This is a genomic window from Thiospirillum jenense, from assembly GCF_014145225.1.
Classification (GTDB): Bacteria; Pseudomonadota; Gammaproteobacteria; order Chromatiales; family Chromatiaceae; genus Thiospirillum; species Thiospirillum jenense.
This window is the reverse complement of sequence record NZ_JABVCQ010000001.1, coordinates 20,650-44,032: the sequence shown is the minus strand read 5'-3', so window position 1 is coordinate 44,032 and position 23,383 is coordinate 20,650. Positions and strand designations below refer to the sequence as shown.

21 protein-coding genes are annotated in these 23,383 nt (G+C 48.8%); 8 read left to right on the top strand and 13 right to left on the bottom strand.

What is annotated here, in order from left to right:
• Positions 1–65: 65 nt before the first annotated feature.
• Positions 66–1,085 (bottom strand): zinc-binding dehydrogenase, encoded by a 1,020-nt coding sequence (locus HUK38_RS00200; protein WP_338065334.1) that lies wholly within the window; start codon positions 1,083–1,085, stop codon positions 66–68.
• Positions 1,086–1,256: 171 nt separating this feature from the next.
• On the opposite strand from HUK38_RS00200, the gene HUK38_RS00195 reads away from it, so the two are divergent.
• Complete coding sequence (locus HUK38_RS00195) at positions 1,257–1,598, top strand: hypothetical protein (RefSeq protein WP_182581758.1); 342 nt, start codon at positions 1,257–1,259, stop codon at positions 1,596–1,598.
• A gap of 39 nt (positions 1,599–1,637) precedes the next feature.
• On the opposite strand, the gene HUK38_RS00190 is transcribed toward HUK38_RS00195, so the two are convergent.
• From HUK38_RS00190 to HUK38_RS00180, 3 genes are all read right to left on the bottom strand, one after another.
• Positions 1,638–4,820: an efflux RND transporter permease subunit gene (locus HUK38_RS00190; protein WP_182581757.1), complete on the bottom strand. Its 3,183-nt coding sequence runs from the start codon at positions 4,818–4,820 to the stop codon at positions 1,638–1,640.
• Positions 4,817–6,016: an efflux RND transporter periplasmic adaptor subunit gene (locus HUK38_RS00185; protein WP_182581756.1), complete on the bottom strand. Its 1,200-nt coding sequence runs from the start codon at positions 6,014–6,016 to the stop codon at positions 4,817–4,819. The genes HUK38_RS00190 and HUK38_RS00185 overlap by 4 nt, the downstream gene beginning before the upstream one ends.
• Before the next feature lie 351 nt (positions 6,017–6,367).
• Complete coding sequence (locus tag HUK38_RS00180; RefSeq protein ID WP_182581755.1) at positions 6,368–6,631, bottom strand: RnfH family protein; 264 nt, start codon at positions 6,629–6,631, stop codon at positions 6,368–6,370.
• 290 nt (positions 6,632–6,921) lie between these two features.
• Between HUK38_RS00180 and HUK38_RS00175 the strand changes: the two genes are divergently transcribed.
• The 4 genes from HUK38_RS00175 (at position 6,922) to HUK38_RS00160 (ending at position 10,413) form a co-directional block, all read left to right on the top strand.
• On the top strand, positions 6,922–7,713 hold the full coding sequence (locus HUK38_RS00175; protein ID WP_182581859.1) for a TatD family hydrolase: 792 nt from the start codon (positions 6,922–6,924) through the stop codon (positions 7,711–7,713).
• A 33-nt stretch (positions 7,714–7,746) separates the two neighbouring features.
• Positions 7,747–8,631 (top strand): class I SAM-dependent methyltransferase, encoded by an 885-nt coding sequence (locus HUK38_RS00170; RefSeq protein ID WP_182581754.1) that lies wholly within the window; start codon positions 7,747–7,749, stop codon positions 8,629–8,631.
• Between the two features lie 132 nt (positions 8,632–8,763).
• Positions 8,764–9,027, top strand: a complete 264-nt coding sequence (gene rpsT, locus HUK38_RS00165; RefSeq protein ID WP_182581753.1) for a 30S ribosomal protein S20 — start codon at positions 8,764–8,766, stop codon at positions 9,025–9,027.
• Between the two features lie 75 nt (positions 9,028–9,102).
• Positions 9,103–10,413, top strand: a complete 1,311-nt coding sequence (locus tag HUK38_RS00160; protein ID WP_182581752.1) for an MFS transporter — start codon at positions 9,103–9,105, stop codon at positions 10,411–10,413.
• A 70-nt stretch (positions 10,414–10,483) separates the two neighbouring features.
• Here the strand turns inward: HUK38_RS00160 and HUK38_RS00155 are convergent, their stop codons facing one another.
• From HUK38_RS00155 to grxC, 3 genes are read right to left on the bottom strand one after another with little or no spacing between them, the layout of a single operon-like run.
• The gene (locus HUK38_RS00155) at positions 10,484–14,341 is read right to left on the bottom strand and encodes a PAS domain S-box protein (protein ID WP_182581751.1); all 3,858 of its coding nucleotides are present in this window, start codon (positions 14,339–14,341) and stop codon (positions 10,484–10,486) included.
• Entirely contained in the window at positions 14,338–14,769 is a 432-nt protein-coding gene (locus HUK38_RS00150; RefSeq protein WP_182581750.1) for an RNA-binding S4 domain-containing protein, read from the bottom strand. Before HUK38_RS00150 ends, HUK38_RS00155 begins: the two co-directional genes overlap by 4 nt.
• On the bottom strand, positions 14,766–15,038 hold the full coding sequence (grxC, locus tag HUK38_RS00145; RefSeq protein ID WP_182581749.1) for a glutaredoxin 3: 273 nt from the start codon (positions 15,036–15,038) through the stop codon (positions 14,766–14,768). The genes HUK38_RS00150 and grxC overlap by 4 nt, the downstream gene beginning before the upstream one ends.
• A gap of 201 nt (positions 15,039–15,239) precedes the next feature.
• On the opposite strand from grxC, the gene HUK38_RS00140 reads away from it, so the two are divergent.
• On the top strand, positions 15,240–15,767 hold the full coding sequence (locus HUK38_RS00140) for a L,D-transpeptidase (protein WP_238787327.1): 528 nt from the start codon (positions 15,240–15,242) through the stop codon (positions 15,765–15,767).
• A gap of 88 nt (positions 15,768–15,855) precedes the next feature.
• On the opposite strand, the gene HUK38_RS00135 is transcribed toward HUK38_RS00140, so the two are convergent.
• Positions 15,856–16,293, bottom strand: coding sequence for a hypothetical protein (locus HUK38_RS00135; protein WP_182581748.1), 438 nt, complete (start codon positions 16,291–16,293; stop codon positions 15,856–15,858).
• A gap of 305 nt (positions 16,294–16,598) precedes the next feature.
• On the bottom strand, positions 16,599–16,934 hold the full coding sequence (locus tag HUK38_RS00130) for a hypothetical protein (RefSeq protein WP_182581747.1): 336 nt from the start codon (positions 16,932–16,934) through the stop codon (positions 16,599–16,601).
• 429 nt (positions 16,935–17,363) lie between these two features.
• Here HUK38_RS00130 and HUK38_RS00125 point away from each other — a divergent pair, with 429 nt between their 5' ends.
• Positions 17,364–17,570 carry a cold-shock protein gene (locus HUK38_RS00125; RefSeq protein ID WP_182581857.1) on the top strand — a complete coding sequence of 69 codons (207 nt, stop codon included), beginning with the start codon at positions 17,364–17,366 and terminating at the stop codon, positions 17,568–17,570.
• A 121-nt stretch (positions 17,571–17,691) separates the two neighbouring features.
• Here HUK38_RS00125 and icd read toward each other — a convergent pair whose 3' ends face one another.
• The 4 genes from icd to HUK38_RS00105 all read right to left on the bottom strand — a co-directional run bounded on the left by icd (position 17,692) and on the right by HUK38_RS00105 (position 22,126).
• A complete protein-coding gene (gene icd / locus HUK38_RS00120) occupies positions 17,692–18,948 on the bottom strand; it encodes an NADP-dependent isocitrate dehydrogenase (protein WP_182581746.1) in 1,257 nt (418 codons plus the stop codon).
• Positions 18,949–19,020: 72 nt separating this feature from the next.
• On the bottom strand, positions 19,021–20,940 hold the full coding sequence (mnmG, locus tag HUK38_RS00115; protein WP_182581745.1) for a tRNA uridine-5-carboxymethylaminomethyl(34) synthesis enzyme MnmG: 1,920 nt from the start codon (positions 20,938–20,940) through the stop codon (positions 19,021–19,023).
• 58 nt (positions 20,941–20,998) lie between these two features.
• Complete coding sequence (locus HUK38_RS00110) at positions 20,999–21,724, bottom strand: MBL fold metallo-hydrolase (protein ID WP_182581744.1); 726 nt, start codon at positions 21,722–21,724, stop codon at positions 20,999–21,001.
• A 204-nt stretch (positions 21,725–21,928) separates the two neighbouring features.
• Positions 21,929–22,126: an Alvin_2107 family globule sulfur oxidation protein gene (locus HUK38_RS00105; protein WP_182581743.1), complete on the bottom strand. Its 198-nt coding sequence runs from the start codon at positions 22,124–22,126 to the stop codon at positions 21,929–21,931.
• Between the two features lie 312 nt (positions 22,127–22,438).
• Here HUK38_RS00105 and HUK38_RS00100 point away from each other — a divergent pair, with 312 nt between their 5' ends.
• Positions 22,439–23,272 carry an undecaprenyl-diphosphate phosphatase gene (locus tag HUK38_RS00100; protein ID WP_338065333.1) on the top strand — a complete coding sequence of 278 codons (834 nt, stop codon included), beginning with the start codon at positions 22,439–22,441 and terminating at the stop codon, positions 23,270–23,272.
• The last annotated feature ends 111 nt before the right edge of the window (positions 23,273–23,383 follow it).

Genomic DNA, 23,383 nt, shown 5'->3' with positions numbered 1-23,383 from the left:
AAGGTGTTAAAAATGATTGTCGGTTTAATAGAACTTAACAGACCAGCGCGCCAAACAACGGCGTATTAAACCGCATTCGCTATTGTCGGGGTTAATACCAATTTACCCATCATACCGCCTGCTTCTAATTGCTGATGGGCAGCCGCCGCTTCGGCAAGTGGCATAGTTGCGGCAATATGAATACGCAGTTGATTGCTATCAAACCATTGTGCGCAGTGTTGTAAAATGCGCCCCTGTGCTAATAAAGCATCGGGTAAAGTGCGCAATTGCGGCGTCAACATCAATTCTAAACTGATGCGCAAATTGCGAACCCGCGCTTCAATCCAATCGAACTCACCACCGGGATTAAGAATGGTGACTAAATTGCCATAGGGCGCGACTAATGGAATAGATTGGCGAAAGACTTCGGGGCCAATGGTGTCTAATACAACATCTACACCGCGCCCCTGTGTCCATTCGGCAATGGCGGTATTCATATCGGTGTCACGATAATTGATAACGCATTCCGCACCTAATTCACGCACGAGCGCGGCCTTTTCATTATTGCTAATGGTGGTGGCGACGCGGGCGCCGCGCAAACAGGCTAATTGAATTGCTACATGACCAACGCCGCCGGCGCCGCCGTGAATTAAAACAGTTTGATTAGAATGCAATTGAGCGCGATCATACAAGGCTTCCCATGCGGTAATTAATACCAATGGCGCCGCGGCGGCGTGAATGAAATCGAGCGTATGCGGCATGGGTTGCGCTATGGTTTCATCAATTAAAATGTAGTCGGCATAATTGCCAGTTAATCCACCTAATCCACCATAACAAAACCACACCGCGTCGCCGGGATTAAAGCGTGTCACTTCACTTCCAATTGCCGTGACAATGCCCGCACCATCGCAACCCAAAACAGTTGGTGAATTAGTGTTAATTAACATTGGCCCTTTAGCACGGATTTTCGTATCCACCGGATTGACGCCAGCGGCTTTTAATTGCACGAGTAATGCGGTGGATGAGTTTAATTGCGGTTTGGGTAATTCAACGTATTGTAATACGCTAGGATCACCCGGGGTGTGCATGACAATGGCGTGCATCATAAATCACCTATTGATTAAAACATATTTGATGAATGGCGAACGAGCGAATGGAAAAATACTTGAGAATCAAGCATAAATTGATTAAAATGATGCGCAATAAGTGCTACAATTCAGCGAGTACAATGCGCTTGTTAACTGTCGCACACACTTTAATTGAATCAATTGATCCTTATGACATTATCTGCACCAATTCCGCTAACGGATTTCTCTCACCGTGCCACCGCCGCTCGAGCGTTAATTCATGACATGCTCACTGAATTATTTGGCATTGAACCGGAATTAACCTATGAATTCTATCGTGAATGGAATGGCTGTTGGCGAGCGCGAGTCGTGCTGAGTGGAGCAGTCACGGGGCGATTAGAATTCACGTTTATGCTAACCGCCAGCGGTGGATTATTAGCGATTCCACGTCCATTACCAGAGCGCTGGCGAAATGAAATAGGTATTCCCGCCAGCGATGGCAGTCGCTGGACAGTGAATAATGACGGACAATTAGTCAGCTTTTGCGATTGAATAAAAGCACTCACGCTACTCGGCAATTAAACCCGCCGTTTATGATGACTTTACAATTGACACGCTTTGATTCGGTTCACCAAACCACCAATCATGCAGCCATTGCGCAACGCTTTCATGCCAGGCTAATAACGCGGGCGTAAAAATCAATACCAAAATCGTGGAAAACCCGACGCCAAAAGCTAATGACACGGCCATTGGAATTAAAAACTGCGCTTGCAAACTGGTTTCAAAAATGAGCGGGCCTAAACCGACAACGGTTGTCGCTGAGGTTAATAACATCGCCCGCAAGCGTGACGTGGCCGCTTCAACTAATGCCGGTTCAATCGCCATGCCGTCCTCGCGCAATTCGTGATACATGCTAACTAAAATAATTGCATTATTGACCACGATGCCGGACAAGCCAAATAACCCAAATAGTGACAATAGCGTTAAATCTAAACCTAATAACCAATGCCCGACGACTGCGCCGATTAATCCTAATGGAATGGCGGTCATCACGACTAATGGCCAGCCCCAACTGGAAAAGACGGCGGCTAAGATGATGTAAATAAATCCCAGCCCTAAGATCAACCCCAGTTTCATATCACCGAGCGTTTCACGTTGATCGGCCGCCCGCCCTTCAAAGCTATAATCAATATGATAATGCGTGACTAATTTTGGCAATAATTCTTTTTCCAATGCAGCGCGCACCATATCGGGTGTGGTTAAAGCGCGGTTAATATCAGCAGATACTTCCACTGCTAATCGCCCGTTAGCATGGCGCAGAGTTTCAAATCCTTGCCGCGTTTCCCAATGAACAACGGTGGTTAATGGCACGAATTCACCAGTCGGAGTGCGAATTAACAACCGTTCCAAAGCGTCTAAATGACTGCGCTCGTGACGCGGTAATAACACGCGCACTTCTAATTCATCCTGCCCCACTTGAACGCGCTGCGCTAAATAACCATCAAAGGCGGCGCGCAATTGACGCCCGAGTGTTTCGGTGGTTAAGCCTAATGCTTCACCCGCCGGCGTTAAGCGATAAATCAATTGCTCCCGCCCAAATGGCATGTCATCCAACATATCGGAAACGCCCGGAATTGTTTCCAAACTTTGCGCTAATTCTAATGCCGCCATCTTTAATTGCATGGCATGATCGCCAATTAACTGCACAGTTAAATCCCGCCCCGGCGGACCCGTTTTCCGTGCGGAAATCACCAGATTTTCTAATCCAGCGGGCATCTTCATCTGTTGTCGCCACGCGGCTAAAAATGTTTCATTCCGCACCTCGCGGTATTCCGACGGGACTAATTGCACCATAATTGATGCGAATTGATCGCCATTGGAGCCGCTATTACTTTCAACCGCGACCGTCCCGCCTAATCGAGCAACGGCCGCTTCAATTAAATTGCCACCCAATTGTTGTTCAGCAGCGCGTAATGCGCGTTCCATTTCAATTAAAAAGGCGGCGCTGTGACTGCGCGGGGTGCCGGCGACAAAACTGGCATTGGCGAATACGGCTTGCCCTTCGGGTGTGGGGAAAAAGACGAATTGCACCCGCCCGCCAACTAATAAACCAACCGTCAAGATCATTAACACTAATACTGTGCTAATGGTAATGCCGCGCCGTCTGATTGCGGCCTTGACTAATGGGCGATAGACTGAATGGCGAAAGCGATTAAACTTGCGATCAATCCGCTGCCGCCATTGCGGAATAGTGGCGCCGACGTGGTGACTAAAGGCGCTGCGTAAATGCGCCGGCATAATTAAAAATACTTCTAATAACGAGGCAATTAACACCATGATGGCGACAAATGGAATATCGCCTAAGATATTGCCCATGATGCCGCCGACCAGCATTAACGGTAAAAAGGCCGCGACGGTGGTTAATGCCGAAGCGACTACCGGATAAAACATGCGGCGGGCGCCGGCAATGGCGGCATCGGTGGGATTCATCCCCATATGAAAACGGGTTTCGGCGTATTCACCAATCACAATAGCGTCGTCATCAATGACGCCCAGCGTTAATAATAAACCGAATAGACTAATCATGTTAATGGTGCCGCCAAATGCCCATAACAAGGCTAATGCAGCTAAATACGCGGTGGGAATGCCCATTGCCACCCACACTGCCACGCGCCCGGGTAAAAACAAATATAACAATAATAAAACGAGCGTGAATCCTTGCAGCCCGTTGTCCACTAATAAATCAATCCGTTCTTTAATTTGCTGCCAACTGGCGTCGAATACGGTTAATTGAATGGTGGGCGGTAAGGTCGGGCGGACGTCATTTAACCAGGTGTCAAATCGCTGCGCGGCAATTAATGAATGGCCATCTTCGGCACGTTGAATCACTAATTCAACTGTGACCGGCGGCGCGGCATTTTCATTTAATAACGCTAATGGCGGTGCATTCGATCCGACCGCCACCGGGGTTAATGTGACGGTCGCCGGCCGTGGCTCGCGCATGATGGTCGCCACATCCCCCAACCGCAGGTGCGTTTGGTCATCCGCCCGCACCGTCAAGTCGGCAAAGGTCAACGGCTCGCGGCGCTGCTCCAGCGAGCGCAATTCCCGCGCCGCCTCGGCTTCACCCGCGATTCCAGCTGGCAAATCCTGCGCCTGTTTAGCAATTTGCGCACCAATGCCGTCGAGCGACAAGCCGAGCGTTTCCAGTGCGCGGGACGGGATTTCGATGGCGATGCGCTCGTCGGGCATCCCGGTGATTTGCACCTGATCTACGCCCCGCGCCAGCAGATCGCGTTCAAATTGGCGAATCCACGGGCGCAGATCAGCCAAACTCGGCCCCGTGACCAGCAGCCGCGCCACTGATTCGTAACGCGAAATGCGGCTCACTTGCGGCGTTTCAGCATCTTTGGGCAAATTGCTGAACTCGGCCACGCGCTGGCGCACCTGATCGAGCGCCTCAATCGGATCAGTGCCTTCGTGCAATTCCAACGCCAAACTGGCGATGCCTTGCGCGGCGGTGGCGGTCAATTTTTTCACGCCGTCCACCGTGCGCAGGCGTTCCTCCAGCGGAATTAAAATCGCGGTTTCAACATCCTCGGCCGACGCCCCGCTCCAAATCACGCGCACTGACAAAATATCGAGTGCGAAGGTCGGGAAAAATTGGACGTTCATGCGCATCACTGACACGCCGCCGAGGACAAAAATCAAGATCATCAACAGGTTAGCCAACAGACGGTGGCGGACGAAGAGCGCAATTAACCCGCGTTTCATGGCGCAATCTCCACCCGCAGCCCGTCAATCGCGTTGGGTAAATGTGTAACCATGATCGGGGCATTGGGCGGCAGTTGGGCGGCGCGGACGAGGACTTCGACGGGTTGATCGCCGTCACCACCGCGCTCGCCAATGCGTTCAATCGTGACGCCGCGCAGCCGCCCGTTGTCAACGGTGAAAATGCGGTCGCCGCCGTGTAACGCACTGAATGGCAACGCTAAACTGTTATCCACCAGCGGGCGTTGCAAGCGCATGTCCACCACTGCGCCGATTGGCACGGCGGCTGGCGCGGTGAGTTTCAACAGCGCATCCACGCCGCGAGCGTCGGCTTCACCGGCGATCCGTTCCAGTACCGCCGTGATCGCCCGCCCGCCGATCTGCCCCTGCGCGGTTAATTCAACGCCGTTCGCCAATGCTTGACGCAATTCGTCGCAGTGGCAGCCGGGCAATTTGGCGCGCAAATACAGCCCGTCGAGTGGGTAGAGCGTCATAACCGTTTGATTTATCGGCAATTGTTCACCCGCGGCGGCGGTGACGCTGGCAATGCGGGCGGCAAATGGGGCGCGCAACGTGCCACGATCAAAATCGCGCTGCGCCTCGGCTAACGTCGCCTCCAACGCGGCAAGTCGCGCCGGATGCGCATCAATTGACTGCTGGCGCAGGGTCACGGCCAGCCGCGCTCGCGCCAATTGCTCGCGGGCGGTGTCCACGCTGGAAATGGACGCGAGATTTTTATTCTGCACCGCCTGCGCCCGCGTCACGCCCACTTCCGCCAAGCGCAGCAGCTCACGTTCCTGCACCAGCGCGGCGGCATCGTGTTGATAATTCAACTGTTCTTTGTCAACGTCCGCCTGCGCTCGTTGCAAGCGCGGTTCTAAATCCCGCGAATCCAGTTGCGCCAAGACGGCATTGGCTTTGACGCGCTGCCCATCGCGGACGCGCACCGTTTGCAGGCGGGCAGTGACGGGCATGGTCAGGCGCACCTGATCGGGGGCTTCCACCCGCCCGAACAGCGCTAACACTGGATGATGGGCGGCGGGCGCGGCGGGAATGACTTGCACCCGCCAGATGCGCTCGTGCGCGGTGACTGTTTGCGGCACGGGGCGGGTGGCTTTGAGAATGATAAATCCTGCAATGCCAATTAACATAATGATAATTGGCAGACCGCGCCGCCGCCAGACTTGGCTAGTCGCCATAAATGAATTGACCTGAAAACTAGGGCGTTAATTTTAATCGGTGCTTGAAAAATTCGGGTTCTAAACGTCACAAATTACGCCGTTTAGATAATTGACTTTTTAAGGAAGAGTGCATTCCCACGCGGGTGCATGGGAACGATCAATTTTAATCAGCACTTAGAACTCGGTTTTCTAAATGCAAGTATGCGCTAATTAGCGCATTCGTGGTGAATTCAGCCGTTTGTTGCGAATTCACCTGTTTATTAAATGAGCGTGTTGCGGATGAATAAATTAGCGCCCTTTGACTAGCGCCGGGCGAATAGATATTGATTTAATCATCGCAGGGCAAATGAGATGCGCGGGTTATCACGGTTAATGCGCCCCGCCGCGCAATACCGTTTTCGGATCAACGGTTAATGGGCGGTAGATTTCCACGCGGTCGCCTTCGACCAACGCGGTGGTTAACGGTGTAATTTTGCCGAAAATACCGACCTTATTTTCATCGAGGTTAATTTCCGGGCATTGATTCAAAATGCCCGATTTTTCAATCGCCTCTTGAATAGTCGCGCCCTCGGGGATCGTGACCGTTAAACTCATTTGACGCTTGGATTGCGCATAGATAATGGTTGTTTGCATGGGAATCATTAAACTTGGAATTGAAAAAATGGAATGAACGCGATTGAATAAACACCAATCGCACGAGCGGATCCTGTCAACCGACGCGCTCGGCCGGCTGCCGCCTGCCGCCACCCGTCGGGCTGTGAAATAACTTTAGCACTACCGCATCTTTTCACGGTAGTGCTAAAGTGGACAGGGTGACGACCTGTCCGCGCTCGGGCAATGCGCTCGCGCACTCACCGCATCACCGCCCGACAACCGCGCATCCGTCCCGCGTCCCGTTCCGCCCAACTCCATATGATACCGCGATGTTCGTTGATTCTCACTGCCATTTAGACCGCCTCGATTTAACGCCCTACGCGGGTGATTTTGCCGCCCTCATGGCACAGCAGCGCATTGCCAACGTGTCAGCCATGCTTTGCGTCGGGATTGATTTAACGCATTACCCAGCCATGCGCCAGTTAATTGCCCCGTATTCAGATGTCTGGTGCAGCGTCGGTGTCCATCCGAATGAAACGGTCACGCATGAGCCGACCGTTGCTGAATTAGTACAATTCGCCGCCGATGAGCGCGTGGTCGCCATTGGTGAAACCGGTTTAGATTATTACCGCAGCCACGGTGATTTAACCTGGCAACACCGCCGTTTTATTCAACACATTGCCGCCGCCCGCGAATGTGGCAAACCGTTAATTATTCATTCCCGCGCCGCGCCGGATGACACCTTGGCCATCTTAAAGCGTGAACGGGCAAATGAAGTGGGCGGCGTAATGCACTGTTTTTCTGAAACCTGGGAGATTGCGCAGCAGGCACTTGACCTCGGTTTTTATATTTCATTCACCGGCGTTATCACCTTCAAAGCCGCGAATGAATTGCGCGACGTTGCCCGCCAAGTGCCGTTAGATCGCCTATTGATCGAAACCGATGCGCCCTATTTGGCCCCCGTGCCGCATCGCGGGCAAAGCAATGAACCGCAATATGTCCAATACACCGCCGCGCAATTGGCCGAATTAAAACAAATGCGCGTAGATGAATTGGCAGCAGTCACACGGGCAAACTTTTTTCAATTATTCAACACCGCCCGTCCCGTCCTCACACCTTGACTTTTTATTTCAATCCGCGTGATGAATAAACCCATGAATCGGTGGCAAACTCTCAAAACCCATTTGTCTTTTCTTGATTGGCTGTTTAATCCATTGCAGGATCGGGAAGTCGCGGCCATTTATGATTTATTAGCCGATCAATCGCCCACCCAGCGCGGGCGTTATCTCAATCTCGGTTATTGGACGGAAGCAATTGACGTGGACGCCGCCTGCGATGCACTGGCCGCATTGGTGGCGGACACCGCGCAATTAAATCATCAAGATTGCCTACTCGATGTCGGCTTTGGATTTGGCGATCAAGATTTATATTGGTGGCAGCATCATCAACCGCGCCGCATCATTGGTTTGAACATCACCACCTCACAAGTGGTCGTCGCCCGCCAGCGCGTCGCCGCCCTCGGTTTAACCAAACACATTGATTTACGGCACGGTTCTGCAACGGCGATGCAATTAACCGCCGGCTCGGTGGACAAGGTCGTGGCGTTGGAATGCGCCTTTCACTTCCGCACCCGCGAGCGTTTTTTTGCCGAAGCGTGGCGAGTACTGCGCCCCGGCGGGCGGCTGGTGTTAGCCGACATCATCCCGCTGCCGCTGGTCACGGATTGGCGCTGGCGCTTGCTGCAACGCCTCAACTGGGCGCTGATCGCCAGCCGTTTTGCCATCCCCGGCGCGAACGCCTACCCCGCCCCCGAGTACGCCAAACGCCTCGCCGCCGCGGGGTTTGCGCACGTTGAATTGCGCTCAATTCGTGACGAGGTGTACCCGCCGCTGCACCAATATTTGCGCACCCATCCCGAAGTGCTGGCGCGGCTGCACCCGTTGCTGCGGTTTGCCGTGCGGCTGGCGTTACCCTTTGATGCGCAAACAGTGTACGCCGGGCTGGATTATGTCATTGCCACCGCCGTTAAACCCGGGTGAACACGTTCATTGCCGCGCCGTGCTTGATAACCATTGACGAATCAGCACTTATCATTTACATTGCGCACTCTTTAATTGGTCAACCCAACCACGCCATTTCATTTAATTATTACGCATTCGGAGACAATCAGTATGGCAAATAGCGCCCAAGCTAAAAAACGTGCGCATCAATCAGAAGTGCATCGCCAACGTAATGCCGCACAACGCAGCCGCTTTCGCACCGCTGTTAAAAAGGTATTAAAAGCCATTTTAGCCGAAGATAAAACAGCGGCCGTGGCGGCTTATCAACAAGCGGTGCCGGTCATTGATAATGCCGCTGGCAAAGGTTTAATTCACGCCAATAAAGCAGCGCGGCATAAAAGTCGGTTAAATGCGCGCTTAAAAGCCATGGCGTAATTCACCCCGCGCTGGTTTTTATGACCGGCCAAACCACCGCATCATTCCCAGCATTTAGCCTGTGGCGGAGATATTATGATAAATCCTTTATTACCGCCGCAGCGCCTCGGCCCAATTCTATTAGCGCCGGACGTGAGCCGCTATCACGCCATCAACTTTCTAATCATCAGCTTTTTTTCAATTGGCCTGATGATTTTTATTAGCAGCGGCCAGACGTACATTCTCAATGAGCATTTAAAAATCCCCGCCTCAGAACAGGGCAGCATCAGCGGCCATTTGGTGTTTTTAACCGAAATGATTACGCTGATCTTTTTTCTCCCAACCGGGATTTTAATTGACCGCCTCGGGCGGCGCTCGATTTACGCCATCGGCTTTTTATTACTGGCACTGACTTATGTGTTGTATCCATTCGCCCAATCGGTCGGCGAATTATACGGGTATCGGCTGATTTATGGCTTGGGCGTGGTCGCAGTTGCCGGCGCCTTATCAACGATTATGGTGGATTATCCCGCCGAGATTTCACGCGGTAAATTGGTCGCGTTAATTGGCGTATTAACGGGTTTGGGCATCGTTTTTATTCAAGGATTGGGCGGCGCTTTACCCAAGATATTTATGAACGCCGGGTGGAATGGCGAAACCGCTGGGCAATACACCCATTTCATCGTTGCGGCGGCCTGTATTGGTGTGGCGGGATTAGTGATGATTGGCTTGCGCCCCGGCATTCCAATTCAACGCGATGAACGGCCATCCATAAATACATTATTCAAAAGCGGGTTTACCGCCATCCGCAACCCGCGCATTGCATTAGCCTATTCAGCCGCTTTTATTGCACGCGGCGATCAATCCATTAACGCCACCTTTTTAATTCTGTGGGGGACGTTGGCTGGTAAAGCAGCGGGCATGGAACCGGCAGAAGCGATTAAACACGGCACCTTTATTTTTATTATTGCGCAAATTGCCGCGCTGGCCTGGGCGCCAATTCTCGGCGCAATATTAGATCGCATTGATCGCGTCACCGCATTAGCGATTTGCATGGGGTTATCAGCGGTTGGTAATTTGGTTTTATTATTGCTTGATGACCCGTTAGCGACCTACGGCATTGGCTTTTTTATTCTACTGGGCATTGGACAGATTAGCGTATTTCTGGGCGCGCAATCACTGATTGGACAAGAAGCACCGGTAGATAAACGCGGTTCAATTATGGCGGCATTTAATATCTTCGGCGCTATTGGCATCTTGTTAATTACATTGGTTGGCGGTTATCTATTCGACGCCGTTGATCCCCGCGCCCCGTTTGTGGTGGTTGGCGTGATTAATGTTTTATTGTTGATTGCCAGCGTGATGGTGCGGCGCCATGATCTTCATTTGATAGCAGCGCACAACTGACATTAAACCTGTTGATTGATGGGCGGTGCTGTCAATTTGAGTTAAATCCGCCCATCGCCGTTCGGTTTATTTACTTCTCTAATGCACGTTCTGCACATTGACATAATTGGTCCAATGTCGCTAGTGCCAACCGATAATCAATTTGCTGTACTTGACGTTTAAACGCCGTATAGCTCACTTCGTCATTGCTGGAAACCGTTGCTTCTAATGCGGTTAACAGTTCATCGGTTAATAGATCACGCGCTGTCAATAATTGACGTGCATGATTGGCTAATTCCAAAAATGCCGCAGGATTACCTAATTTAATTGGTGACGGCGATGCTTGTGTATTCAATTGTTCCAGTGCGGCGCGGGTGTCGGCATGGGCGCGATAAAAGGCCGCCAATGTTGTTTCAGACACTGGCTCAAGCTGTTGCAATTCTAAATCCAATTGCATTGCTGCTGAATACAAAGCGGTCGCACCGACATTACCAGCAACACCTTTTAAACGATGCGCTAATGCCTGCGCCGCAACGCGATCACCCGCTGCTAATGCTTGTTGAATATGCTCGGCAATGTCTTGAATTGTCGTGGCAAATTGCTGTAATAATTTAATAATTTGTGTTGGATTATGCAACGCTTGGTTTAATAAACGTAAATCAAAACCGGGCAATACAAAGGGCAATTGCGGCGGCTCAGTTTGATTAACACCAATGTTAGTCAGCGATAGATAAGGTGGCTGGGTCATATCTGTTGCATTTGGCATTGTCCAGTATTGCAATGTCGTATGCAATTCCTCCAAGTTAATCGGTTTAGCTAAAATTGCATTCACACCACATGCGAATGCTTGTTCGCGTTCTTCAAGCGTCACACTGGCAGTTAAAGCAATGATGGGCAGTGCGGCAAAGGCCGCTTGTTGGCGAATTTTTTGCGTGGCTGTGAGGCCATCCATTTCTGGCATGTGAATATCCATCAAGACGGCGTCATATGAAGTTAATTCAAGACGATTCAAGGCGTCTTGACCATTATTCACTACATCAACATCTATTCCCGATAAATTCAAAATTCCTTGAATAACCTGCTGATTAATTAAATTATCTTCGGCAACTAAAATTCGTTTTCCTACTAAATTGGATGGCACTGTATCACAAGCAGATTGCTTCAACACGGATAAGGGTGCTTGATTGTTTAGTTCACTTGTGGCTATCCCGAATACTAATTCAAAACTAAAGCAACTACCGTGTCCTAATTCACTTTTGACTGTTAATTGACTGCCCATGAGTTGTAGCAATTTTTGGCTAATCGCCAATCCTAATCCGGTGCCACCAAAACGACGGGTAATTGAACCGTCGGCCTGCATAAATGGTTGAAAAAGTCGGCCGACGGTTGCTTTATCCATGCCAATACCGGTATCGCAAATGATAAAGCATAAATTGATTTGTTTAGATGAACTGGCTGTTATGCTAATACTTAATTGTACCTGTCCGGCGGTTGTGAATTTAATTGCGTTACTTAATAAATTAGATAACACTTGTTGTAAACGCAGCGGATCACCTTTGAGCCAGCGAGGCATTTCTGGTGTTAAATAAAATTGTATTATCAACCCTTTTTCTTCAGCGCGCAGCGCAAATAAATGCCGCATATTTTCTAATAAAATATCTAAACTAAAGTCTTGTTGCTCAATATAAAAGTGTCCTGATTCAATTTTAGAATAATCCAAAATATCATTAATAATTCTAAGTAAACTGTGGGCTGCATAATGGATTTTTTCTAAATCAGCCCGAATAGAAGGCGCTAATGGTTTATGCAGTGCAAGTTCCGATAAACCAATAATTGCGGTCATGGGAGTGCGGATTTCATGGCTCATATTGGCCAAAAATTCGGTTTTAATACGCGCTGCCTGTTCGGCTAATTCACGCGCCCGATGTAATTCGGTCACATCATATAAGGAAACGAGAAATAAGTTGGTAAAGGGTGATTCTAATGGTGTCGCAACAACTATAACCGTGCATTGCCTTTGATCTTTACAGCGAATATTGACTTCCATTGGGTCAAATGCCTGTCCGCATTGTGTTTGTTCAAGACGAATTTTCCAAGTTTCTTGTACTTGTTGACGATAAATTGGATCAGGATAAGCCAATGGCCACCATGCAGTCACGGTGGGAATATCGGTTTCAGTGTAACCAAAATGGCGAATAAATGCGGGATTAAGATAAACAAACGTTTGTTTAACAACATCAATTAACACAAAGGGGATGGGTGATGCATCAATAATAGTACGCGCTCGCGCTTCACTGGCTTGTAATGCTAACTGCGCTTGTTGCTGTTCGGTAATATCCCAATTAACACCGATTAAACGCTGAAGATTGTTGTTGTGATCTCGCAAAATTTTGGCGGATGTAGCAAGATAACGGATGCTGCCGTCCGGCCAATAGACGCGGAATTGTGTGGCACAAGAATCGTATTGACTAGAAAAAAAATCTTTAGCTTGTTCAAGTGTAAATAACACCGCATCATCTGGATGTAAAAGGTTTAGCCATGCCGCATAAGTCCCTTCAAATTCGGCGCGTTCTAATCCATACATCGCATAAATCCGATCATCCCAAATGATGCGATCGTTCACAATATCCCATTCCCAAACGCCAATACCACCCGCATCGGTTGCTAATTGCAAACGTTCGGTTAAGGCATGCAAATGTGAATGTGTTTGTTTATACGCTGTAATATCAGCGTAGGTAATGATGACACCGTAATCAGGATGTGTTGAAGGAATAGCATTGACTAATATCCAAGTCATTCCGTTTGGCTTGACAATGCCCATTTCCACATTATGTATTGGGCGTTTTTCAATAAAAGCACGGACACTCGCATATTCTCTGGGCGGCATAGGCGAGCCATCTGGACGCACAATTTGCCACTCCGGACTGTCATAATGACGCTGTAAATGATCGGTGCAGGATAATCCTAACAATCCCTCTGATGCGCCATTGCAATCAATCACTTTTCCAGTGCGGTCTGTAATAGAAATACCAATAGGTAAGATGTCAAAAATGGTGCGCAATTTTGCTTCGGAGGCTTGTAATGCGGCTTCGATTTCATAACGCACAGTAATATCGTGGACAATGGTGTGTAATAAAATTTGGTTGCCAATTTGTATGGGGACTGAGTAAATTTCAACTTGACGCACCTCCCCGGATGCCAGGCGATGTTGACAATGAAATTGTCGCTGCGTTCCATCAATCACCGCCGATAATTGCTGTTGTAAAGCGTCGTTTGATAATAAAATAATATCAGTTATGGTTAATGCGGTTAATTGCGGGTGCGTGTAGCCATAAAACGCAACAGCAGCTGAGTTGGCATCAACAATACATCTACTCTGTGGGTTGATAACCAACTGAATTGCGCTGCTTAATTCAAATATTTGGCAATAATGCTCGTTGTTTTCAGCGAGTTTGCTTTGCAAGTGTGCAATAGATGCCTGAATAAACGCCCAGCGCCGTAATAAAAACCATGTCAGCATTGCCAAGAATAAAGTAATCAAAATACCCAACACCACAATGTAATTTGCTTGATATTTGACATCGTACAATGGTATTCGCACATTGCGATTGTCATTGCTAAAAACATCCAGTGTTTGAATCCCAACATGTGTGATGAGTGGCAGTGATTCTGCAATATCAGTATAGTTAAATAATGATTGATTTAACGAATACGATTGTTGAAATAAGTCAGTTACTCCCAATAAGGACAGCACAGCATGGTGTGGTTGTGCGCAGATTGGTTGTTTTATTTGATGAGCAATGGCATTTAATTGCACTTGACATATGTTAACTAGGCGTTGTTCATTCACCTGAAATTGCTGCCAACTCAATAGGGTGAGTGCAATTCCTGCAATGATGACCAGCGACGGTAGCAACCATAATGACCGCAATAATCGGGGTTGGTTCATTGGGTAATAGTCGAATCAATTAAGGCATCCAGTTGCCGCCGATCGCGTTTTGTTGGCCGCCCCTGTCCTGTGATATGCGGGTAATGACCCGTGTCTCGTTGCGATTGAATTAACGCTTGACGCGCTTCTTGACTGGCTGGAGCTTCACAATAGCATTGTATTGCTTCAGCAGCCGGCCGGCGTTGAGTCGGCAAGGTTAATACTTCAATCTGCCAAGTCAATATGCCTTTTTGAATCTGTATTCGACTGCCGGGGCGCACTAAACGGCTTGGTTTACAGCGTTGTTCATCTACTTTTATTTTGCCGCCGTTAATTGCAGCGATGGCTAATTGACGAGTTTTGAAAAAGCGAGCGACCCATAACCATTTATCTAAACGTTGCTCTGTTAATATAGTTTGGCGCTGTTCTATTGGTGTTGATTTACTCATAGTGTGCCTGATTCCGCTGCTTGTAATAATTGATTTAATTGCCCCAGTGCGTCCAACTGTGTGAGGTCATCATAGCCACCAATCGGGCGATCATTAATAAAAATTTGTGGTACAGTAAAGCAGGTGCTGCGTTGAATCATCATGGCGTGTTGTTCTGGATTGAGATCAATGCGAATTTCTGTATAATCCACGCCTTTTTGTTTTAATAAATGGCGGGCGCGGATGCAATAGGGACACCAAGCTGTACTATACATTTCAACTTTGACCATTATCTGTTCCTGATGTGTGATTTGAAGATAATGAATAAAAAACCGAATTATTAGCGATGTATTTTAATGCATATAAACCAATTCAAACAATTGCTCTGGTTGCAGATTTTCTCAATCCAGGTGATGATGAGCAGACAAAGAATAATACCCCAAAGCGCCGCGTTTTCACTACTGGCGTGGGTGTGATGAGGATAGACTTTTATGGAATTGCGGGCGATGTCAGTGGATTATTTACACATTTCGCTGCGGGCGCAGAGGCTGGCGGTGTGCGCAAATGGTCAAGTACTTGATTTTTACGCTATTTCTACGGCGGCGAATGGTGCTGGTGAGCAGCGCAACAGCGGCTGTACCCCGCGGGGGCGTCACCGGGTGCGTATTAAAATTGGGGAAGGCTGTCCAATTGGCACGGTATTTCGCGGCCGCCGTCCAACGGGTGAGATGTATAGCGCGGAATTGGCGGCGCTTTATCCAGAACGTGATTGGATTTTAACGCGGATTTTATGGCTAACGGGTTTAGAAAGCGGGCGCAATCGCGGTGGGGAAGTGGATACGTTGCGGCGGTTTATTTATATTCACGGCTGCCCAGAAAATGCGCCGTTGGGCGTAGCGCATTCACATGGCTGTATTCGGATGCACAGCCATGATTTAATTGCGGTATTTAATGCAGTGACAATTGGAACGCTGGTTGATATTCAAATGGCGCCATTCGAGGCGGGGCGCTATGCGTGATTGTTTAACCAATTTAATAGGCAGTGAACAATCGCTAACTATTCGGATACCAGCGGTCTTCACCAATTATAAAAACCCAACATTTGATTTAATCCCGCTCCGGAAACGGGTATCCGAATAGTTTTGCCATAGAAAATGTGCTGACACGATTGATAATAAAGCTGGCAATGATTGGATAAGAAAACAACAGGGCGATATGGTCAATGCGGGGGCGAACATCAACAGTCAGAAGTGACTCGGGAATATAAGAACGGAAAAAGATAAAATAGGTAACAATCAGTATTAACCCCAATGTATCAAGCATTGCTGACAATGCAACTATCACCAAACAGAAACCAACTCCTAAAGTGCTGAAGTCAGTTAAGATAGCGCCACACAATAAAGTTGTTAATACGACACTTGCCAGCATCCCGGTGATAGCAATTCTTTTATAACCACTATGCCAATAAAAACCAACACTTTTTAATAAAAACCTGATGGAAATAGCGGTGCGTTTTTTGGATTTGACTGGTTTAAAAACTAGCACAGAAAAAGGCGCTTTTCAATTCTTGTTGGAGTGGATATTAGACTGCAACTCAGCGCACAGTCGTTAGCTTCTTCCTAAACAATTTGAATATTTAACTGGTTGGTGTCAACCACACACTCACTCATTAAACCGCTTTAGCAGTTTGCCGTCATTGTTGGTAGCAAAGTCTCTGTATAACAGACTCTTGAATTATTACATGTCGCTATGGCATTTAATTCAACACCCCCTAACTGCCTTAGACAGGCAGCACAGGGGCGCGGGATCAATGATGCTGACACGGAGACGCTTTTAATTCAAATACCGCATTAACTATCCAAATGCGGATGCACTAAATCACTCAGCGTCCAGAATTCACTCCCCCGCCAATAACCAGCGCGCACCTTATCAATTAACGCCACCGGGCGACCTTGATGATCGCGCTCCGCGACCCACGCTTCGGGTAATGAATCTAATAAATGCAAACAGGCAATGCGCCCGTCGGCCAATTGACAAAGGCGCACTTCACCGGATTCATCATGGCGAAATGCGGGTAAAAATCCCGCCGTTAATGCCAGCGCAACTTCGGCATCAGTGCTGTGTCGTGTGAAATGACTTTTGGCGAGTGCATTAGTATTGAGGGATGTGGCGCGGTTGAGCATCATTGTTTTGTCACCTAGTCAAATCGCCGCTGCGGACAGGCGTGCGATGTTTATACGGAGGAGTCACAGGGGCTAACGGCAGGGGTGCGTCAAACTTGAGTCGCCCTGACAACAAAATAGCGCGGGCGAGCGGGGGATCGTGTGATATTCAACACCCTTTTTGCATTCGGCCGTTACATCCGCGCTAAATCTATTATACTTAGCAGTCACGATGGCACGGTTAACCATCGTGATAACGGTGCTAAGTGGTGCGCACTGTGATTGAGTGAATAATAAAGGTGATGCAATTTTTAATAAAGTAGGCGCTGGTTGACATAGCATTGATGTTAGATAACTCCGCCGTTTTATTTAAATATACATACATCATCGCAATAACTACCACACCATCAAAGTATGAAATAGCGACCCACGTCGCAACGGAGAAGTGCAATGATGACGACTGGAATTGTGAAATGGTTTAACAATGTCAAGGGCTATGGATTTGTGAAACCAGACGATCAAGATGCTGATGTGTTTGTTCACTTTTCGTCAATTCACATGGAGGGTTATAAAACCTTGCGTGAAGGGCAAAAGGTGGAATTTGAAATTACGCAGGGGCCGAAAGGATTACACGCCGCCCATGTGCAACGTGCTGTGTAATACGAATGATAAACTGATGCCGGTGATGATGCCGCATTGGTTGGATTAAATTGATTGGTTGTGATGCGTCGGTCGTGCGACGCATCGTTTTTTAGCATTGCACTAATAATTAAAACCCCGCCTACATTTGTGCAATCATTGCCTCACCAAACGCCGAACAACTCAAAAGCGTCGCGCCTGGTAATAACCGCTCTAAATCATAGGTCACGGTTTTCGCTTGAATTGCACCCGCCAACCCTTTAATAATTAAATCCGCCGCCTCAACCCAACCTAAATGCCGCAATAGCATTTCACCCGATAAAATAATTGAACCGGGATTCACTTGATCTTTACCGGCGTATTTCGGCGCGGTGCCGTGCGTCGCTTCAAACATCGCCACGCTATCCGATAAATTAGCCCCCGGCGCCATGCCAATTCCACCCACCTGCGCCGCCAATGCGTCCGAAATATAATCGCCATTTAAATTCAGCGTGGCAATTACATCATATTCACGCGGGCGTAATAAGATTTGCTGCAAAAACGCATCGGCAATCACATCTTTAATAATAATGTCTGTCCCAGTATTGGGATTAGTCATGCGGCACCAGGGGCCGCCATCAATTAAAGTTGCGCCAAATTCATCCTGCGCTAATTCATAGCCCCATTGCTTAAATGCGCCCTCGGTGAATTTCATAATATTGCCCTTATGCACCAGCGTCACGGAATGACGGTGATTATCAATGGCATATTGAATTGCTTTACGCACCAACCGTTTAGTGCCATCAGCGGACACCGGTTTAATTCCTACACCCGAGGTCGCGGGAAAACGAATCTTAGTCACGCCCATTTCGTTTTGCAAAAAGTCAATTAACTTGCGCACTTCCGGCGAGCCAGCCGCCCATTCAATTCCCGCATAAATATCTTCCGAATTCTCACGAAAGATCACCATATTGGTATGTTGCGGTTCACGCAATGGACTCGGCGTCCCCGCGAAATAACGCACCGGCCGCAAACACACATATAAATCCAATTCTTGACGCAGCGTAACATTTAATGACCGAATACCACCACCGACCGGCGTGGTTAATGGCCCTTTAATTGAAACGGGAAATTCGCGCACCGCAGCCAGGGTTTCAGCCGGCAACCATTCATTCGCACCATACACCCGCGTCGCCTTTTCACCCGCATAAACTTCCATCCACACCAATGACCGTTCATTGCCATAAGCGCGCTCAACTGCCGCATCAAGTACCCGCCGCATCACCGGTGTAATATCAATTCCAATCCCGTCGCCTTCAATAAAAGGAATGATGGGATGATTCGGAACATGCAGGCGATAATCTGCATCAACTTGAATTGTTTCACCGTGCGCTGGGATTTGAATATGTTGATAAGCCATAATACACTCTTAATAATGAACCGTGAAATAAATCGTGGTTTAATCTATCATCAACCAAATAAAAACATGCAATCAAGAGTCGCCAGTTGGAATTGAATCCACTGCCGCGCCCGCCATTGCCCGATAGCGCCGCAAATGAATTAACAATAATGACACCGCCGCCGGCGTCACCCCGGGAATGCGCGCCGCCTGACCGAGCGTGGCCGGACGAGTGCGCTTGAGTTTTTCCAACACCTCGCACGACAACCCGCGCACCTGATCGAAATCAAAATCTGCCGGCAACGGCTGCTGATCCTGCGCCCGCTGACGATCAATTTCTGCCTGCTGCCGCGTGATGTAACCGGCATATTTACTTTGAATTTCAATCTGTTCCGCCACCGCCGCGTCAACCGTCGCAACCGAAAATCCAGTACACTCCATTAACGCGGCGTAACTCACTTGCGGGCGCGCCAACAACTCCAACGCCCGCGCCTCGCGGCGCAGCGGCTCGCCCAACAGCGCCGTCAACGCCGGCGTCGCCGTCGCCGTCGCCGGCCGCACCCAAATATCATTTAATCGCTGCCGCTCAATTTCAATTGCTTCGCGTTTAATTTCAAATAACCGCCAGCGTTCATCATTCACTAAACCCAATTCACGGCCAATTGGCGTTAATCGCAAATCAGCATTATCTTCGCGTAATAACAAGCGATATTCGGCGCGACTGGTGAACATCCGATACGGCTCATTCGTACCCGTTGTCATTAAATCATCAATCATCACGCCCAAATAGGCTTCATCGCGGCGTGGATACCAGGGGTCTAATGATAATGCTTGACGAGCCGCATTAACACCGGCTAATAACCCCTGCGCGGCGGCCTCTTCATACCCGGTCGTACCATTGATTTGTCCGGCAAAAAACAGCCCTTGAATCACTTTGGTTTCTAATGATGGTTGCAAATCACGCGGATCAAAAAAGTCGTATTCAATGGCATAGCCCGGCCGCGTTAAATGCGCGTTTTCAAATCCCGCCATTGACCGTACCAGCGCCTGTTGAATATCAAACGGCAAACTGGTTGAAATACCATTGGGATAGATTTCGCCGCTGTCTAATCCTTCCGGTTCAATAAAAATCTGGTGTGAATTTTTATCAGCAAAGCGGACGATTTTATCTTCAATTGACGGGCAATAACGCGGGCCGATGCCTTCAATTAACCCGCTGAATAATGGCGAGCGGGATAAACCGCTGCGAATGATGTCATGCGTCCGTTCAGTGGTGCGCGCAATATGGCAATTGACTTGGCGCGGATGATCCGCAACGCTACCTAAATAAGAAAACACCGGCGTCGGCGTATCCCCGGGCTGTTCTAATAATTGACTGTAATCAATTGATTTCGCTGCAATGCGCGGCGGGGTGCCAGTTTTTAATCGCGCCGGCCGCAGCGGTAATTCACGCAACCGCGCTGCTAATGCTCGCGCTGGTGGATCACCGGCGCGTCCACCGCGATAACTGGCTAATCCAACGTGAATACGCCCATCTAAAAAAGTACCGGCTGTTAATACAACGCAATCGGCGTGATATTCCAAACCAATTTGGGTGCGAATGCCAATGACGCGGTCGCCGTGAACAATTAAATCATCCACCGCTTGTTGAAAAACATCGAGTGATGATTGGCATTCTAATGCTTGTCGGACAGCGGTGCGATATAATTGACGGTCAGCTTGGGCGCGAGTGGCGCGCACGGCGGGACCTTTACGGCTATTCAAAATACGGAATTGAATACCGGCGCGATCTGCGGCTATTGCCATTAACCCGCCGAGCGCATCAATTTCTTTCACCAAATGCCCTTTGCCAATGCCGCCAATAGCGGGATTGCAACTCATTTGTCCGAGTGTTTCAATTGAATGGGTTAATAATAAGGTGCGCACACCACAACGGGCGGCGGCTAATGCGGCTTCGGCGCCGGCATGACCACCGCCAATCACAATTACTTGATAGCGAGGCGCTATTAACATTGGCGTTAATTATCAACAGACATGGAATAAGAACCAGCGTTGGATTTGAAAAATGGAACTAAAGTTGGATTTGACAACCCGCGCCGCCGGTTAAACACCGTGTACCAAATGCGGTTTTCAGTGCTGTCATGGCCGCAATACCGGTGCAATGCGTGGGTAAAATGCGCTGAATACCGCTGCTTAATAACGCGGTGACGGTATTTGCAATTGTAGTTTCATCCGCCGCGCCGAGATGAAAACCCCCAATGACGGTTTGCACCGGTTGTTTGAATACCGTTTGAACGTGATTAATCAATTGCACTATGCCTGGATGGGCGCAGCCGGTGATTAAATGCAGCCCGCTTTGGGTTTCAATAATTAACGCATGTTCGGGCGGTTCGCTATGAAACATGCCGGTTGACCATAGGTGCGGGGCGAATTGTACTGGTAAATTATCAATGGTTAAACAACCGGCAGTTAATTCGGCTAGATCGGCAGTGAGATGTTTGGAAAATCCGTCGTGAACCACGCAAGTCAGCTGGGGATTTAATTCAATAATCGAATCAACCCCGCCAATGTGATCCCAATGTTGATGGGATAAAAACAGCCATTGAAACGCCTGAGGATCGCAGTTGAGTGCGGTCATATTTTTTAATAAAACGCGCCCGTTGCTGCCCGTGTCGAATAATAAGATTTGACCATTACTGGTGCGCAGTTGCGCGGCAAACCCCCATAATGGTCGCGTATTCGCAACGCCGGGGATATTGTCAAATAAAATGGTGAGTTGCGCCGAGGATAGTGGCATGAGATACCTCGTTTTGCGAGTGCAGAAACGATGGAATTGATCGCATAACAATAGCCAATTGTGAGGCGATCAAACGATTTACAGTAATTCAATATTGCACAGTAAACCGTTGAGATAAACGTATTAAACGTGACTTAAAATAGACAATTAACCCCGCACAGGGCGGGGCGGTGTCATTACAAATGACAGTGGCACAATGCAATTTTAAGTATTAACCCAATTGGCAAAGTTATCAGTATTTTTTTCTTCGCCGTCAGCGTAACCGGCTTCATAAGCCTCGGTTAAGCGCTGTTCCTCACGCTTGGGATTTTGTAAAAAGCCGCATTGCCAGCCTTGAATGTACTCATCATCGACGCCCTTTTGTTCCATGGTTGTCACTGCGTCGTAGTAAAACTGATTCATTAAGGTTCCTCCGCGAGAAAATCCCACGGTTGCGCGTGGGGGATAGCGAGCGACGTTGCCGCCGCCCAGTCGTTACTCCAAAGCCGGGGTCAGTTGGCGTTCACATGACCGCCGCCTTCGACCAGCGTGATCGTGCGGAACTGGTGGAGTGACTACCCAAAGTGCCGCTATGATATGTTCGACATTGCGCTAGGATACCGCAGATTGGCGCGCTCAACCTGATTTCTAGCACCCGACCGCTGAGTGTCTTGAGTGAGGCGGTCAATTAGAATACCGATTTTTGCTAATACGCACCAGTGCGAGGCCCATCGCGTGACCGATTTTATCCCATTTATTAAAGCACTCATCCTCGGCATCGTCGAAGGTTTGACGGAATTTTTGCCGATTTCCTCCACCGGTCACCTGATTATCGTCGGCGACCTCCTTGACCAAGTCCTCGGCGGCGGCGGTGCTGAACAGGATAAGGTATTCAAAATTGTTATTCAATTGGGCGCAATTCTTGCTGTATGCTGGTTTTACCGAGCGCGATTAATCCGGGTAGCGCGGGGAATACGCACCCGACCAACCGAACGGCGCTTTGCATTCAACATCATCATTGCATTTCTACCGGCGATGGTCGCCGGCGTTTTATTTCACGACGTGATTAAAACTTATCTCTTTTCGCCGTTAACTGTCGCAGGCGCATTGATTATTGGTGGATTCGTGATCTTGTATATTGAACACCAACCACCCCGGCGGCGGGTGCGTCATATTGATGATTTAAGCACCGCCATCGCATTTAAAGTCGGATTAGCCCAAACATTAGCCTTATTCCCCGGTGTCTCTCGGGCAGGTGCCACCATTATGGGCGGCGTAGTATTCGGATTATCGCGTCAAGTCGCCACCGAATTATCATTTTTTCTCGCCATTCCCACCATGTTGGCCGCAACGGCTTATGATGTTTTCCAAGCGCGTGACTTATTAACCAGCGATGCTATCCCGTTATTCGCCGTCGGCTTTATTGCAGCGTTTATCAGCGCCGCCTTAACCATTAAAACGCTGTTGCATTATGTTGCTAACCACGATTTTGTCATATTTGCATGGTATCGCATTGGCTTTGGTGTCCTCGTTTTGTTCACCGCATTGACTGGACTAATTACCTGGTAACGGCGCCGCATATTGATTGTTATTATGCGACCAACCCTTTCATTCACTCCCAAAAACGTTGGGCAAGAATACACGCCTAAAATGCCCTTTTCTGTCATCGTTAGCACTGAT